The sequence below is a fragment of the Ruegeria sp. AD91A genome, from assembly GCF_003443535.1.
In the GTDB taxonomy this organism is placed as follows: domain Bacteria; phylum Pseudomonadota; class Alphaproteobacteria; order Rhodobacterales; family Rhodobacteraceae; genus Ruegeria.
The window spans coordinates 276,846-292,499 of sequence record NZ_CP031947.1 but is presented as its reverse complement, the minus strand read 5'-3'; the positions used below and the strand labels follow the sequence as shown (position 1 = coordinate 292,499).

At 56.2% G+C, this 15,654-nt stretch carries 13 protein-coding genes and 2 pseudogenes; 6 read left to right on the top strand and 9 right to left on the bottom strand.

The features are described 5' to 3' along the window. Window position 1: 1 nt before the first annotated feature. Window positions 2-667, bottom strand: coding sequence for a substrate-binding domain-containing protein (locus D1823_RS19785; RefSeq protein WP_254683878.1), 666 nt, complete (start codon window positions 665-667; stop codon window positions 2-4). Between the two features lie 60 nt (window positions 668-727). Further along, window positions 728-847 (bottom strand): annotated as a pseudogene (locus D1823_RS22335) (LysR family transcriptional regulator); the annotation flags it as partial. Window positions 848-933: 86 nt separating this feature from the next. Here D1823_RS22335 and D1823_RS19780 point away from each other — a divergent pair. The 4 genes from D1823_RS19780 to D1823_RS22175 all read left to right on the top strand — a co-directional run bounded on the left by D1823_RS19780 (window position 934) and on the right by D1823_RS22175 (window position 4,296). After that, the gene (locus D1823_RS19780; protein ID WP_117873299.1) at window positions 934-1,401 is read left to right on the top strand and encodes a cytochrome c; all 468 of its coding nucleotides are present in this window, start codon (window positions 934-936) and stop codon (window positions 1,399-1,401) included. A 13-nt stretch (window positions 1,402-1,414) separates the two neighbouring features. Next, window positions 1,415-2,323, top strand: coding sequence for a cytochrome c (locus D1823_RS19775; protein ID WP_117873297.1), 909 nt, complete (start codon window positions 1,415-1,417; stop codon window positions 2,321-2,323). A gap of 158 nt (window positions 2,324-2,481) precedes the next feature. Next, window positions 2,482-3,372 carry a cation diffusion facilitator family transporter gene (locus D1823_RS19770; RefSeq protein ID WP_371415321.1) on the top strand — a complete coding sequence of 297 codons (891 nt, stop codon included), beginning with the start codon at window positions 2,482-2,484 and terminating at the stop codon, window positions 3,370-3,372. A gap of 156 nt (window positions 3,373-3,528) precedes the next feature. Continuing rightward, window positions 3,529-4,296: a hypothetical protein gene (locus D1823_RS22175; protein ID WP_254683877.1), complete on the top strand. Its 768-nt coding sequence runs from the start codon at window positions 3,529-3,531 to the stop codon at window positions 4,294-4,296. 255 nt (window positions 4,297-4,551) lie between these two features. Here D1823_RS22175 and D1823_RS19760 read toward each other — a convergent pair whose 3' ends face one another. From D1823_RS19760 to D1823_RS19735, 6 genes are read right to left on the bottom strand one after another with little or no spacing between them, the layout of a single operon-like run. After that, complete coding sequence (locus tag D1823_RS19760; protein ID WP_117873295.1) at window positions 4,552-5,493, bottom strand: ABC transporter permease; 942 nt, start codon at window positions 5,491-5,493, stop codon at window positions 4,552-4,554. Continuing rightward, window positions 5,490-6,533 carry an ABC transporter permease gene (locus D1823_RS19755; protein WP_117873293.1) on the bottom strand — a complete coding sequence of 348 codons (1,044 nt, stop codon included), beginning with the start codon at window positions 6,531-6,533 and terminating at the stop codon, window positions 5,490-5,492. The genes D1823_RS19760 and D1823_RS19755 overlap by 4 nt, the downstream gene beginning before the upstream one ends. After that, window positions 6,523-8,043 carry an ABC transporter ATP-binding protein gene (locus D1823_RS19750; RefSeq protein WP_117873292.1) on the bottom strand — a complete coding sequence of 507 codons (1,521 nt, stop codon included), beginning with the start codon at window positions 8,041-8,043 and terminating at the stop codon, window positions 6,523-6,525. The genes D1823_RS19755 and D1823_RS19750 overlap by 11 nt, the downstream gene beginning before the upstream one ends. Then, a complete protein-coding gene (locus D1823_RS19745; RefSeq protein ID WP_162896893.1) occupies window positions 8,040-9,398 on the bottom strand; it encodes an amidase in 1,359 nt (452 codons plus the stop codon). The genes D1823_RS19750 and D1823_RS19745 overlap by 4 nt, the downstream gene beginning before the upstream one ends. Window positions 9,399-9,414: 16 nt before the next feature. Next, window positions 9,415-10,398, bottom strand: a complete 984-nt coding sequence (locus D1823_RS19740; RefSeq protein ID WP_117873288.1) for a BMP family protein — start codon at window positions 10,396-10,398, stop codon at window positions 9,415-9,417. A 27-nt stretch (window positions 10,399-10,425) separates the two neighbouring features. Beyond that, window positions 10,426-11,739: an amidohydrolase family protein gene (locus D1823_RS19735; RefSeq protein ID WP_117873286.1), complete on the bottom strand. Its 1,314-nt coding sequence runs from the start codon at window positions 11,737-11,739 to the stop codon at window positions 10,426-10,428. A 660-nt stretch (window positions 11,740-12,399) separates the two neighbouring features. Here D1823_RS19735 and D1823_RS19730 point away from each other — a divergent pair. Continuing rightward, window positions 12,400-13,008: pseudogene (locus tag D1823_RS19730) on the top strand (tyrosine-type recombinase/integrase); the annotation flags it as partial. Window positions 13,009-13,112: 104 nt separating this feature from the next. Beyond that, window positions 13,113-13,823, top strand: a complete 711-nt coding sequence (locus D1823_RS19725; protein ID WP_254683876.1) for an SOS response-associated peptidase — start codon at window positions 13,113-13,115, stop codon at window positions 13,821-13,823. Window positions 13,824-14,060: 237 nt separating this feature from the next. On the opposite strand, the gene D1823_RS19720 is transcribed toward D1823_RS19725, so the two are convergent. Beyond that, window positions 14,061-15,455 carry an alpha/beta fold hydrolase gene (locus tag D1823_RS19720; RefSeq protein ID WP_117873282.1) on the bottom strand — a complete coding sequence of 465 codons (1,395 nt, stop codon included), beginning with the start codon at window positions 15,453-15,455 and terminating at the stop codon, window positions 14,061-14,063. Between the last annotated feature and the right edge of the window lie 199 nt (window positions 15,456-15,654).

Sequence of the window (15,654 nt, the reverse complement as noted above, 5' to 3'; positions counted from 1 at the left end):
GTCACTCTGGCAGTGCAATGGACAGGCGTTCAACCAAAGCTCGCTGCACGATGGCAAACCTCGGAGTGTGGGCTATTTCGTCAAGTGTCGCTACCCAAAGTGGAACATCAAGGCCGGGATCAATTTCTGTCGACCGATGGAGCCGAGGATCCGCATTGCCAATAAATGAGGGTAGAAAGGCTTTGCCCACCCCGGATACCGCCATCTGCTGAAGCACTAAGAAGCTATCTGCTCCATTGGTCATTTCATTCGCGCTGACATGTTCGGCCAACCATTTGGCCGGGAGCGAGCGGCTCAACGCCCCATCAAGCCTCAACCATTTTCTATTGGGGGAACCGTCGTCAAAAACGCCAAATGACAGTGTTCCTGCACGTTCACTGACAAGCCCGTCTTCGAGTTTGATCGAAGGTCGTACGGCGATGTCCGCGGTCAGCCTCGATAGATCATGGTGGTTGTTGCCGCTTAACAACGTCAGCTCCAAGCCGGGATACATTTGTGATATCTCATTTAGTATTTGGGGCAATACAAGCTGACAAAGACTGTCAGTGGACGCAATGCGAACATGACCCGCAGGGGACCGGTTCGCACCCACAATTGCCCGCTCCACGGACAGCACGGCCTCTTCAACGCTTTCCATTGCCGAAAGAATTGTTCTGGCTTCGGGCAACGCAGAATACCCTGATGGGCTTTTCTGAAAAATCACGCATCCAAATCGGTCTTCAAGTGCAGCAACTCTGCGCAACACCGTAGCATGAGTGACACCCAAGGCCCCAGCGGCCGCATTCAATGACCCGTATTTTCTTACGGCGAGCGCGTATCGAAAATCATCCCAGTTCTGGTTGTTCATAATTTAACAAGGAACGCTGAACATCAAACAATTACAAGAAAAAATGTTCAGTCTAGTATTCGACGCATTGAACAGGGAGACGCACAATGATGAAGAAGTTCTCGGCCGTTGCGGCTGGTTTGTTGTCGGTGGCGGTTATTGGATCAGCCATCGCCCAGGAAAGCGAAAATCCGGCGGTCAAGGCTCGGACCTCGATCATGAAGCTTTATGCCTTCAATCTTGGCAATCTGGGTGGCATGGCCAAGGGAGAGATGGAATACGATGCCGATGCGGCAACACGGGCAGCGAACAACCTGGTTGTTCTGACGCAGATCGATCAATCCGCGATGTGGCCTGCCGGATCCGACAATGCGTCCGACCCGTCCACCCGAGCGTTGCCAGCCATCTGGGAAAACTTCCCGGATGTAAGTGCGAAGGGTCAGGCCATGGCCGAAGCCGCTGTTGCGATGCAGGCAGCGGCAGGCCAAGATGTCGATGCTCTGAAGGCGGCGATGGGTGATCTGGGCGGATCGTGCTCGGCATGTCACAAAGCTTACAGGGCGCCAAAAGACTAAAGGAGCGCTGGCCATGCGGCGTTTATTCATTTTCGCCGCAGTTATTGCAGTTCTGGTCGGGCTGGTCGGTCTGGTGCTGATCCGCCCGAAAAGAGTTGATCAGACCCTACTGGACGGTGTTACCCCTGATCACGAAAGAGGTGAGGTGGTGTTTTACGCGGCGGGATGTGCGTCCTGCCACTCTGCGCCGAGCGCCGCTGGCGAGGAATTGCTCGAACTCGCTGGTGGTCGCCGGTTTGAGACGGAATTCGGCACGTTCATAGCCCCGAACATTTCCAGTGATCCGGTTGCAGGTATCGGGTCCTGGTCCGCATTGGATCTGGCCAATGCACTTTTTCATGGGACCGGACCCGAAGGACAGCACTATTTTCCGGCTTTTCCTTATACATCTTACTCAAATATGACAGCAGAAGACGTCGCGTCGCTCCACGCATTCCTTGCCACCCTTCCGGCAGTTGCCACTGAAAGCTTCCCGCATGAAGTCGGTTTCCCGTTTAACATTCGACGGGGGCTGGGCGGATGGAAACTGTTGTATCTGGAGCCGGGCTGGGTTGTAGAAGGCGACCTGACTGACCAGCAAATTCAAGGTCGGTATCTGGTAGAGGCGCTGGGACATTGCGCCGAATGCCACACGCCAAGAAACGGGTTGGGTGGTTTGAAACGTGACCTCTGGCTGGCAGGCGCGCCCAATCCTGGCGGGAAAGGGCGCATACCCGGCCTCACGGCAGATCAGCTCGATTGGTCGGAAGCTGACATCGCGGAGTATCTGAAGTCGGGCTTTACACCGGATTATGACAGCGCCGGGGGTGAAATGGTTGAAGTGATCGAGAACACTTCCCGATTGAGCGATAACGAGCGCTTCGCGATTGCCGCCTATCTCAAAGCCGTTCCCGTGCCACCGATTGAGCCCTCATCAGAGTGACCGGTGATTGAGGCTGTAATGCGGATACCCAGATGATTTTGGGCAGAAAACCCAACGCTTCTCTTCCCTTTGTCTCCATCACCTGTTTTAGGTCTTGAGCACGAAAATTCACTTATCGCACGAGTTTTCGTTGACGTTTGATCGAGGGTCTTGGCCAAATGACACAGAAATTCGCTCTTTGGTCCATCCCGATCTCCATAGCCGTATTGGCCCTGAAATTACTGGCGTGGTGGCTGACAGGTTCAGTGGCTCTGCTGTCGGACGCGATGGAATCCACAGTGAACGTAGTCGCAGCGCTGCTTGCGTTTTTCGCTGTGCGGGTTGCAAGCAAGCCACCGGACGAAAACCACCCCTTTGGTCACAAGAAAGCCGAGTATCTTTCCGCCGTCGTTGAGGGCGTGTTGATTGTGCTCGCCGCCTTTTTGATCATCAGAGAGGCAGTGTTGGCGCTGCCTGACCCACATCTTGAAGATGCGCCGCTGCTTGGAATTGTCATCAACATCATCGCAACCGGCGTGAATGGTGTATGGGCTTACTTGTTGCTCAAGATCGGAAGGCGCGAGGGGTCGCCTGCATTGCAAGCAAGTTCCCGACACATCTTTACCGACGTGATAACATCAATTGGCGTTGTCGTTGGGCTTTTACTTGCGCTTGTCACTGGCTGGCTGATCCTTGATCCGATCCTTGCAATCCTCGTCGCGCTGAACATTCTGTGGGAAGGATGGAAAGTTATTCGTGCGTCCGTTGATGGCCTGATGGATGTAAGCCTTTCCGACTATGACTTGCAGGTAGTTTCCAGCACCATTGAAAACAATATGGGGGCCGCTCTGGAGTGTCACGACCTAAAGGGACGCAGATCCGCAAATATCATCTTCGTCGAGTTCCACCTCGTTGTGGACGGCGCAATGTCGGTCAGCGCGGCGCATGACATATGCAATGAAGTCGAACTGGCATTGGAACGCGTTTATCCTGGTTCTGTCTTTGTTATTCATCTGGAACCCGATGACGAGTTGAAAGGCAACGGAGCAAAACCGAGCCAAGTTTCTTAAACCACTCGGTGCAATCGAATACGACGGATGTCGTGGTTTTGGCTTGGACGTTCGGCCTGCAATTCATCAGACCTAAGCCCGATGTCGGGAAGCAAAGCCCTGGGTAATCTGTCACTGGCACCATGAGATGGGTCGAACAGAACTGGAGGCGAAAAAATGAAACTTCAAGGAAAACTGGGCCAGCTTCTTAGCACCGCAGCACTGGCTTCGTTGATTGTTGCGACGCCTTACGTACCGAAGTTTGACGCGGAAGGTCGCCTGCAACTTGAACCAGCCTATGCCTTTGCCAAAAGTGGCAGCGGAAAAGACGGGGATGGTGGCGATGACGATCGGGGGGATGATCGTGGGGGCGAACGGGACGACAACTCGGGGTCGAGCAACAGTGGTAGCGGTGGTGACCGCGACGACAATTCTGGATCCGGCAAAGGTGGTCGCGACGACGATGACGACGACTCGAAGCGTTCGAACCGAGGCAGCGGCAATAAGGATCAGTCCCGGGCAGGGGGCGGGTCATCACGCTCAGCCGGGATAACAAAGGTTGAGACCCACGCGAACGGCATCGAAGTGCGCTTCGCCGATGGAACCAAGGAAGAAATCGAAAACGGTCGACATGAAAGAAAGAATGCTCAGAATCGCACTGTGGAAGAACGGCCAGCTACAGGAGCTGATGTCTCGAGGCCCCGGTCATTGGCAGATGGTATCTCAGTCGACAACGTGCGCTCGTCCGGCCAAGGAGGTGCTGCGGGAAGTCGCCCGACGAAAGTTGAACGTCAGGGGAACAACATTGAAGTAAACTATGTCAATGGCTGGAAGGAAGCGATCGAGTTTGGCCGCTACGAACTGAAGGACCCGTTCAACCGTACTGTTGTTGAGAGAAATGCAACCGCCGCTGATCGACGGAGACTGCAGTCGGTAGCCAACTAGGCAACAACGTCAGGTCGAAAGTCACAAGGCGGCTTTTCATCGTCAGAGGCCGCCTTTTCTTATCGCCATTGTCACCGGCTATTGACACGCTGCATTGCGATCAATGGCCTCTTGCCCAAGGTGTTGACGCCAGAACCCGTCAAACACGAAAGGCACAGGCACAACTGTCGCAACCGGCCATGACCCGATGTCTCATGTATTTCCTGCCCCTTTCGCGCTTGGATGACCAGTCATCCACTGGCTGTGAACGTGTTCCTAACGCTCACCGCGCCGATAGGGTGCCATCAGCGCAGCAGGCACCTCGGCCCTGCGGGCGACAAGGACGAGCGCGACTATGGAAAGCACATAGGGCGCCATCAGGAAAAGCTGATATGGTACGCCTTCAATCGCTGTTTGCAGCCGCAATTGGTATGCATCAAAAAACGCAAACAACACGGCACCGATCAGCGCCTTACCGGGCCGCCAACTCGCGAAGACTACAAGCGCTATGCAAATCCAACCGCGCCCCTGAACCATGCCCGGGAAGAAGCTGTTGAACGCCGTTGTCGTCAGGAAAGCGCCTCCCACTGCCATCAAGGCTGATCCGACAACGACTGCACCGATGCGGATGCGAATGGGGTTCAACCCCTGCGCCTCAACCGCATGCGGGTTTTCACCAGTCATGCGTATGGCCAGTCCCAACGGGGTCCGAGCAAAGACATAGGCCATCACAGCCACCGCCAAGAGCGCCAGATAAGTCGGCAGAGCCTGGGAAAACAGGATCGGTCCCAAAATGGGGATATCGGAAAGACCCGGAAGATCGAGTGGCTGGAATGGTTCTATTGTCGGGGGCAGATCACCCACTTCAACAAGTAACCTGTAGAGGTAATAGGCCAGCGCGGATGCAAACAGCGTGATGCCGAGCCCCGACACGTGTTGCGACAACCCAAGCGGGACCGTCAGCATGGCGTGCAGCAATCCCATCACCGCGCCGCAAATCGCGGCAATCATCAGGCCCACCAGCAAAGGTGCGCCCATGTAAACGGCAAGCCAACCGCTCATCGCACCCATGGTCATGATCCCCTCGATCCCCAAATTGAGCACACCTGAACGTTCACAGAGCAATGCACCAAGGACGCCAAATATGAGCGGCGTTGCGATACGCAGCACGGACGCCCAGAGACTGGTATTCAGCAGCAGATCAATTGCTTCATTCATCGGCGCACCCGGTAGGTTGTGAAAAGAAGGGCCACGATCATGGTGAGCAGACAGAGCGCCACGATCACATCGGCAATGAAACTGGGAACGCCCGTCGCGCGGCTCATGGCGTCGGCCCCGACAAAAACAGTGGCGACGAACACGGCGGCGGCGACCACGCCGGCCGGATGCAACGCGGCGAGCATCGCGACAACAATGCCGGCATAGCCGAATCCCGGGCTCATCGTTGTGGTGACGCCCGCTGTAACACCCAAGACTTCGACGGAACCTGCCAGCCCCGCCAAAGCGCCCGAAAGCAGAGCCACACCCATAATCGTTCGGGGCAGAGAAATTCCGGCAAAGGCAGCAGCACTGGCGTTAAAACCTGCGGCGCGTGTTTCAGCCCCGAAAACAGTACGCGCCAGGATCAGCCAAACGGCACCGGCCGCTGCGATGGCAAAAAGCAGCCCTATATGCAGACGCGTGCGGGGGATCAGATCAGGCAATCGGAAATCACCATCTACGGGTACGGAAGAGGGCCAGCCAAAAGCCAACGGATCGCGCATCGGGCCTTCGATCATGAGGCCGACGAAAAGGATTACTATGAAATTGAGCAGCAGGGTTGTTACCACCTCATCCACCCCGAAACGCAGGCGCAAAAATGCGGGGCCTGCCAACAGGGCCGCGCCCGCTGCCATGCCTGCCAGCATCAAAATCGGAATACCAATCCATCCGGGAACCCCTAGTGAATGCCCGATCCACGCGGTAATCAGCGCGCCGACAAAGAACTGCCCCTCGCCGCCGATGTTCCAAAGCCGCGCACGAAAAGCGACAGCAGCGGCAAGCCCGGTGAAGATCAGCGGCGTGGCGCGGGTCAGCATCTCGGTAATCGCAAGGCGTGAGCCAAGTGCGCCAGTCAGCATTTCACTATAAGCCGTAAGCGGGTTTACCCCCGCAGCCGCGATGAGGCCCGCAGCCAAAAGCAATGCGGTAAAGATCGCGACCAGCGGCGCGATAACCACAAGGTGCAGCGGCACTTGTGTGCGTCGTTCAAGCCGCATCGTCATCTTCCTTCCAGACACCTGCCATCATCAGGCCAAGGCGTTGTGGGTCAGCCTCATCAGCGGATATCGGTTTCGACAAACGACCTTTGACGATCGCCTGTATCCGGTCTGAAAGAGCTACGGCTTCTTCCAGTTCTTCTGAAATGAGAAGGATCGCAGCACCCTCGGCCCGTGCGGCCAGAAGCTCGGCATGAACTGCGGCAATTGCCCCTTCATCAAGGCCTCTCGTCGGCTGGTTGGCGAGCACAAATCGCGGCCCGTTGGTCAGGACCCGTCCCAGGATCAGCTTTTGCATGTTTCCGCCAGACAGCAGCCTTGTTCGCGTGTCCGGGCTGGCACCCCGGATGTCAAAACGTTCGATCAACCCTGAGGTGTATTCTCGGGCGGCGCGTTGTCGGACAAAGCCGCGGTACGAAAACTCGGGTGTGCGCAGTCGTTCAAGAACTGCATTTTCCCACAGGCTCAACTCACCCACGACACCTTCTGCATGACGGTCTTCGGGCACCCTGCCAGCGCCAGCCTGGATCATGCCACGCGGACCCAGATGGCCGATATCCTTGTTCAGGAGTGTCAACTGCCCGGCGCTTGGGTGGATCAATCCGGACAACAGACCGCCAAGGGAAGCCTGCCCATTACCTGAAACACCGACGATTCCAAGGATCTCACCAGCGTGGACGGTGAATGACGCGTCATCCAGCCGCAACTCACCGTCTTCTTCCACGCGCACATCGTTTGCGATCAAAACTGGCGCGCCGATCTCGTGGTCTTGACGTACGGGGCGTTCCACTTTTCGGCCGACCATCAGTTCCGCCAGCTCACCGGGGTTGGTCTCAGAGGTTTTCCGTTCCGCCACCATCTTGCCGCCACGAAGGACGGCCACACGATCAGAAGCCGCCATAACCTCATGCAGTTTGTGGCTGATGAAGATAAGCGAGAGACCTTCTTTCGTCATGTCGCGCAGCGTCTCGAACAGGCGCATTGCCTCGGGCCGGGCCAGAACGGCAGTAGGTTCATCCAGGATCAGTATACGAGCGTCACGGTAGAGCGCTTTCAGAATTTCGACCCGTTGGCGCTCACCCACGGACAGCGACCGAACCTTGGCATCGGGGTTCACGGGCAGACCGAACCGATCAGCGATCTGCAACAATTTCTTGCGGGCGGCGGCCCGAGCGGATCGTGCGCGCGTCATGGGTTCAGAACCAAGAATGACGTTTTCCAGAACCGTGAGGTTTCCGGCAAGCGTGAAGTGTTGGTGTACCATCCCCACACCCACTTCGATTGCAGCGCGCGGCAGGCCGGGTGGCAGCTCTTTGCCGAACACCCTGACAGTGCCTTCATCGGCTGCGTAATGACCGAACAGGATGTTCATCAGCGTCGTTTTACCTGCGCCATTTTCACCCAACAGCGCAAGGATTTCACCCTCGGCCAGTGTAAGGGTCACATCATCATTGGCGACAAGCGTTCCAAAACGCTTGGTAATGTTGTGTAGCTCCAGAACCTTGGTCATGCGGGCAGGCCTGCGATTGGGGACGGAAAGGAAAGTTCGGGCGCGCGGGTCTCGATCAATTTGCCGAGTTTCAGCAGCGCAAAATCCGCGCCGGGCGGTCCGATCAGTTGCACACCGACTGGAAGGCCATTTGCCATGCCAAAAGGCAACGCCAAAGCTGGCAAGCCCGCTACATTGGCAAGTGCTGCGTTTGGGGCAAAAGCCTCCAGCCGCGCCATGTGTTCATCAGGAGAAGCGCCAGACAGGTCCAAAGTACCAACAATGGGCGGCGCAGACGAGAGGACCGGCATTAGGATGGCATCAGCGGAACTGAAGAGCTGGCAAGAACGATGTGTCAGCCGCGCCAGCTGTCGCACGGCCGCAAAAAGCACGGTGGCAGGTGTCGCACGGCCCTCGGCAGCCATGGCGGCGGCAAGCGGGGGCACCTGATCATCAGAGATCCCCAGTGCAGTGAGCCACTCAGCCAAGGAAACAGCCAATATGGTTCGGGCAATTTCATGGGCCTCAACCCCGAGCCCGTCGGGAGAACGGATGGCACGCACCTCACAGCCAGCATCGCGCAGCGCGTCGGCCGCATCTTTCGCGGCCTTGCTTTGGGCCGCTTCACAACGATCCGGCAATGCCACCGCGACACGGGGGCGTTCTGGCAGATGCACCGGGGCCATTGGCTGGACTACGGCACCAAGGGCGGTTGTCACGTCACGGACCGACCGTGCCAACACCAGTTCAGAGGCTATCCCCATCAGGTGATTGGCAAAATCAGGACCTCCGGGCACCGCACCACGAGACGGCTTAAGCCCGGTCAAACCGCAGCACGCGGCAGGTACTCTGATGGACCCGGCCGCATCCGTAGCATGGGCAATGGCAACGATACCACCTGCGACCGCTGCCGCAGCGCCGCCGGATGAACCACCGGGCGTCAACGCGGGGTTCCATGGATTGCTAGTAGCAGCGATGCCATCTGGTTCGCATGTCAGGGAAAGACCGAAAGGAGGGGTCGCGGTCAAGCCGAAGGATATCAGGCCAGTCTGGCGTAGATCCCCCAATAGGTGACTGTCTCTATCGGGTTTTCGACCGCGCGCCCGGATAGCCGCGGATCCCGCAGCGGCTGGCAGCCCCTTTGCAGATCCGCCGAGGTCTTTGACCAAAAAAGGAACCCCATGAAAGGGCCCGCGCTGGTCAGGTGGCAAGACGTCCGCTGCCCTTGCCCCCGCGCGGGCCATGTCTTCATCCAAAAAAACCACGGCCCCCAAATCTGCCTGTGCGTGGCAGGCGGAAAGGCTTGCCTCCATCACCTCGCTGGCAGAGATCTGCCTCGCCATGATGGAAGCCGCAAGGGCCGTGGCATCGGTCACGTCAACGCCCTCAGAATCAGGAGGGCTCACTTTCGTCGATCGGAACGTCCCATTCACCGGATTGGATCGCAGCCTGTTTGGCCTCCATCGCCGGGATGGCATCAGCAGGCACTTCGTCGGCGACATAGATCAGCTCATTGCCGCCATGGGCCATGAAGGAATACTCCGTGTAGTTGCGCCCGGTGGGATTGCCCGCCTGAACGTCCGCCACGATGGCTTCGATAGTTGGCCCATAGTTCCATATCGCGTTGGCAAAGACCGTACCGGGATAGCGCGGTGTGTAATCGATAAGTGAACCGATGGCTTTCACACCACGCGCCTGAGCCGCATCCGCCGTACCGATCCGTTCACCAAACAGGATATCCGCACCCGCATCGATCTGGGCAATTGCTGCTTCCTGCGCGCGGGCCGGATCAAACCATGCGCCGATAAAACCGTTCAGGAAGGTGGCGTCAGGGTTCACTTCACTGACGCCCATCCGGAAAGCATTGATCAGCAGGTTCACCTCGGGGATCGGATAACCGCCGACGGAACCGAAAACATTGCTTTCCGACATTTGGCCGGCAAGCATTCCGGCCAAATAGGCCGCCTCGTGGTTGCGGGTGCCAAAGACGCCGAAATTGTCCCCGTCCGGTCCGCCGGAAGAGCCCATGAGGAAGGCGGTATCGGGATAATCGCCTGCCACTTCTCGTGCTTCGCGTTCCACGGCGTAGGATTCGCCCCAGATTATCTGCGCACCACCTTCTGCATACTCGCGCATCGCGCGGGGATAGTCGGTTGGTGCCACGCCTTCAGAGAACTCATACTCGATCAGGCCAGCATCGGAGGCCTCCTGCATTGCCACGTGGATACGGCTGTTCCAGGCATTTTCGACCGGAGACATATGCACGCCGGCAACGCGGGTCGCAGATTGTGCATTCGCGCGGCGGACGTAAGCCGGCAGGGCCAGCGTGGCCGCAGCGCCGACCATCAGTTGACGACGTGTTGTGGTGAGTTTCATTGGAGTATCCTCTTCTGTTGGTGGCAGTTATTCTTGTTTTTGAGCTTCCTGAGTTTTGGGCCTGGGCGCGTAATCGGCGGGATCCAGGGTCGTGGGGCGGCCGGGCAACGAAAGCGCGGCCATTCGTGGTTCCGTGCGGGCCAGCACCTTTCCGTTTTTGATGACGGCAAGGCGTGTGGCTTTCATGCGAACAGCTTCAATCGGGTCACGTGCTTGCAGTACAACCATGTTGGCAGGGCCACCTTCGCGAATTGTGGGGTCAGGCAGACCCATGGTCTTGGCACCGTTCTGGGTAACAGATGAAAAAGCCCACTCTATCGCTTCGCGGGATGTCATCGGCACCGCATGCACGCCCATATGGGCCACTTCCAGCATGTCGGCGGATCCAAGCGAGTACCATGGATCCATGGTGCAATCCTGCCCGAAGGAAACGTTCACACCCGCCGCACGCAATTCTGGCACGCGGGTCAGGCCACGGCGGCGCGGATAGGTGTCTGAGCGACCTTGCAGCGTGATATTGATAAGCGGGTTCGGTACAACATTCATGCCGCTTTCCGCGATCAGCGGAATGAGCTTCGAGGCATAGTAATTGTCGTATGAATGCATCGCGGTGACGTGGCTTGCAGTCACACGACCGCCGAGCCCGAGGCGCGTGGTCTCAAAGGCCAGCGTTTCTACGTGGCGAGACATCGGATCATCGCTTTCATCACAGTGCAGGTCCAGCATCAGGCCGCGGTCCGCCGCGATCTCGGCCAGCCTTGTGACCGATCGGGCACCTTCCGACATCGTGCGTTCAAAATGCGGAATCCCGCCCACGACATCGACGCCCATATCGAGCGCCCGGATCAGGTTTCTCTCTGCGTCTCTCGATCGGAAAAGGCCATCTTGCGGGAATGCCACCAATTGCAGGTCAATATAGGGGGCAACCAGCTTGCGCACTTCCAACAGAGCTTCAACACCCACCAACGGGGTTGATGAAACATCCACATGCGAACGGATGGCCAGCAATCCCTGCGACACGGCCAGGTCGCAATATCGCATGGCCCGTTCGATCACCGCCTCGGGTGTCAGCAGGGGCTTCAATTCACCCCAAAGCGCGATGCCCTCCAGAAGCGTGCCCGAGACGTTCATACGTGGCAACCCGAGGCTCAGGGTGGCGTCCATATGGAAGTGCGTGTCGACAAAAGGAGGCGAAACCAAGTGGCCCGCTGCGTCGATTTCTTCGCGCACCTCACCCTTGATGTCAGTGGCAATTTCCGCAATGCGGTCGCCCTTGATTGCAATATCCACCGGTTCGTGGCCATCCGGCAAGCTGGCCTGTCTGATGATGATGTCGAACATTCATCTGCCCCCTAATTTGACCACATGGTAAAAGTATTCAAGAAAATTGCCATTTATTTTTGCGGTGTTTTTGAACTGGTGACTGCGCCGGCCTCGCGGCCGCTTACGATGGAAGCCGGTCGATTGGATTTCCATCTGTAGATATGTACGCACCTGCGAGACATCTTCTTCAAGCTCCAACTTGGAGAAGAAGGATGTAGTTGATGACAGAGGACAAGCGAGGTGTTGCAACCAAGTAGAAATGTCACTGGTTGTGCAAAGTAGAAATGTTCTAGTTGCCGCGATACCTATGATCAGTTCGAGCGACACATCCTCAACATCGCCAGACTCGCGCTTCCAATCTGACGGGGCAGTGTTCCAGAACTTCTCAGCAAATCGAGTCTCAAAATAGGAGTCTCATTTTTAAGGGCACTTAACAAATGTGCCCCGCTACACGAGATATTCGCATAAGTATGATTATGGTAAATTATGATGGTGCGGGTGGAGGGCATTGAACAATACTTCCAGAGCATTCCGTGCAGTTCCGGCGTTTTGGGAAAATCACTTATTTTTAGAAGGTTGCCCTGTCATTGTTGTTCCGGGTTGTTCCAAATTGATCCGTACTATACAAGATGTAGTAATGGGACTGAAAGTGGGACCAAAAGAAAGCGCTTTCCACCAATGCGGCAAACGAACAAACTTAGTGGAGCTAAAGTCAAGACTGCCGATGCCGGAAAATATGGCGACGGCGGCGGGTTGTGGCTGCACAAGCGCGATGTAAAGCACGGCAAGTGGGTGCTGCTTGTTACAGTTCACGGTCGCCGCCGAGAAATGGGTCTTGGTGCCTACCCTGATGTTTCACTGAAAGAAGCCCGAGAGGACGCCGAAAAGTGGCGGGCGGTCGCGCGCAAGGATTTAGACCCCATCAAAGAACGAGAGAAAGAACGAAGGCAGCTTGAGCGCAACATGCACCTTCTGAAGGATATCGCTCTTGACGCATTCGAGTCCCGCAAAGCTGAGTTAAAAGGTGATGGCAAGGCTGGGCGTTGGTTTTCGCCATTAGAACTGCACGTTTTACCAAAGCTTGGAAAAGTGCCCGTTGCTGACATCGATCAGATTGATATTCGAGACACGTTGGCACCGATTTGGCATGTTAAGGCCGAGACCGCCAGTAAAGCCATGGACCGCCTGGGGATATGCCTTAAACACGCTGCGGCTCTTGGATTGGACGTGGATATGCAAGCGACCATGAAAGCTAAAGCGCTATTGGGAAAGCAGCGCCACAATGCGGCTTCCCAATCGGCTACACGACGGGATTCAAGTTCATTGTGAAGGTCAAAGGGGATTCGATTGGGCCAGTTCTGCATGGAGAACAGGTAGCGAACATTGACCACTTGTCCAAACTGATTTTGCCCCTTACCGTCTTCGCTATGTGCAATTTGTACTCGAACACGATTCCCGCCGAAGCGATGCGCCAACTATTCGATGTAGCTGTAGAGCGTGACAGGCTTGGGAATGCCGAACCCTTGCCCGCTATTTATCCCAAGCACATGGCCCCGGTCGTTAGAAAGACCGAGGACGGGGCGCGGGAACTGGTTCAATTGAGTTGGGGTTTTCGCACGACAAAGAAGTCTAAGAAGACCGGCGCAATCATCCAGCCAGGGGCTTGGAACAACGCCAGAGACGACAAGGTGCGTTCAAGCGGCCTTTGGAAATGGAGTTTCGAGGAAAGACGTTGCCTGGTGCCTGCCAGTTCGTTCTGTGAGGCCAAGGGCCGCAATCCAGCAACATACTACTGGTTCGCGCTCAACGGGGACGAGGACCGCCCTCCCTTCGCTTTTGCGGGCATGTGGCAAACTTCCCGATACGAGGGCAAGGAAGGACCGGAAGAGACAGAGACTTATACCGTCATCACGACCTCAGCCAATGAAATCGTGAAACCGATACATCCGCAGAGAATGCCCGTGATCCTGGAGCCGGAAGACTATGAGCAATGGATGAACGGCAGCGCTGACGAAGCGTTTGAACTACTACAGCCGTTCGACGCCAACAAAATGCAAATCGTGCTATCCAGTGAGGGCGAGAAGTCCGACGCAGTTGGGTAGCCGAGCAATCTCGCAAAGCAGTTCGCATGTCCGCTCTGAGCCCATAGTGCCGGATGCTGCAAGTCTCACAAATGACCGCTAATCAACCTGTCCGGCAAGCCGTTTGGCTAGGATGCCGATCAGTATCACGGTTGGACGAATGAACTCGGGACTGCTTTTGAAGCACTTGACGGAGTTTGGTCGGGTCATTCCCAAATGCCATACCACGCTCAAGCGTAGTTGATCTGACAAAACCTTTCATTTGTTTTCTGCTAAGAAAGCCAAAGCGTCTCTCTCGAAACGCGGCCATTCTGGGTCGTTGTCCGGCATGGCATGGTTAGAGCTTTCGTAGGCGATGAACTTCGCGTTGGGCAATCCCTTGGCGAACAGTCGTCCCTGATCGACAGGTTGCATCCTATCCCCCGTCGCATGACAAACAAGGCACGGCACCTCAACCTTTGACAGTGTTTGCCTGATATCAATTTGGTCGATCACATCGCGATACCGCCCCATGTTTTCGGGCGAGATCATTTGGCTCATGTCTTTTGCATATTGCCGCCGGGCCTCTTGGCTAGCGCTAGGCACAATGATTTGCGCCATTAAATCGCGCAGAGACGGATACTCATCGTCCCACCCTGCAGTCATCATCTGTTTCATAGCCAGAGCTCGCTCAACATCCTTCGGAGATTTCCGTTTTGCTCGTCCTACTGGGAAACCACCGATCATAACAATTGCCGAAACCCGGTCTGGTCGACGGGCTGCAAAGGTGGCTGCGACAGCAGACCCTTGTGAAATCGCAAGGATTGGCGCGCGCTTTAGACCAGCCGCGTCGAATATGGTTTCCAAGTCATCGACGAACCGATCGAACGTGCAAGTTTCTGCATCCCAGTCGGAGAGACCGTTGAGCCGTGCGTCAAATCGAATTAGCCGGTGATGTTGCGCAACCGAAGTGCAAATTGGAGCCACCGCAGGATTGCGCCAGTCCAGTTCTAAATGTCCAATCCAACTTGGTGCTTTCACAACCGGGGATCCGTCGCCCACTGCGCTCCAAGCCAGACTAATGCCGTCATCGGTTTGACAGTAGCGGATTTCTTGTGTTTTGGCGAAGTCGACTCGTGACTTTGACACACCTTCATCAGTGAAGTTGATCGACAACACCTCAATCGGCTGTGCAATACCTTTTAACGTCCGCAGCCCCTCTCTGTGCAATCGGTTGGCATAATCCGACCCGGCAAGATCACAGAGTACTTTTGAGACCAGAATGCCACCGGGTTCAGCTGCCGCTTGGAGGCGCGCCGCAATATTTACGCCGTCTCCGAAGATATCTTCACCGTCCACAGCGACATCGCCCACATGCAAGCCTGCTCTAAGCTGAATGCGTTCTGGAACCAAATATGGATGGTCCGGCTCTCTAAGTTGGGTTTGGATCGCGATTGCCCCTTCGAGAGCGTGGCCCGCGGACGGAAATTCAATTAGTGCCCCATCGCCAAGAAGTTTGACCACCCGGCCATGGTGCTGTCCGATGATTGGTGTCACCAAATCGCGGTACAGCGTGTTCAGTGTTTTGAGCAGCGCCCTTGAGCCACCTTGCATCATCCGACTGAAGCCGACGACATCGAGAGACAGGATTGCGGCAAGGCGGCGTTGGTTCATGGTTACTTCCGGAAAGATTGCTCGAAAACTCTACCATGCCCATAAAATGTTAGAATCGATAAATTGTCAGAAGGCGTGTTTTTTGTTTCGAGATTACCGTTCGCCAAGGTCTCCAAAAGCCAGAAAATCGGAGAAACAATCGCTTAAAGTGGCCGCTGTTACGTCTGTTTCGCGAAAGGCAGTATTGTCGGCGACTCTT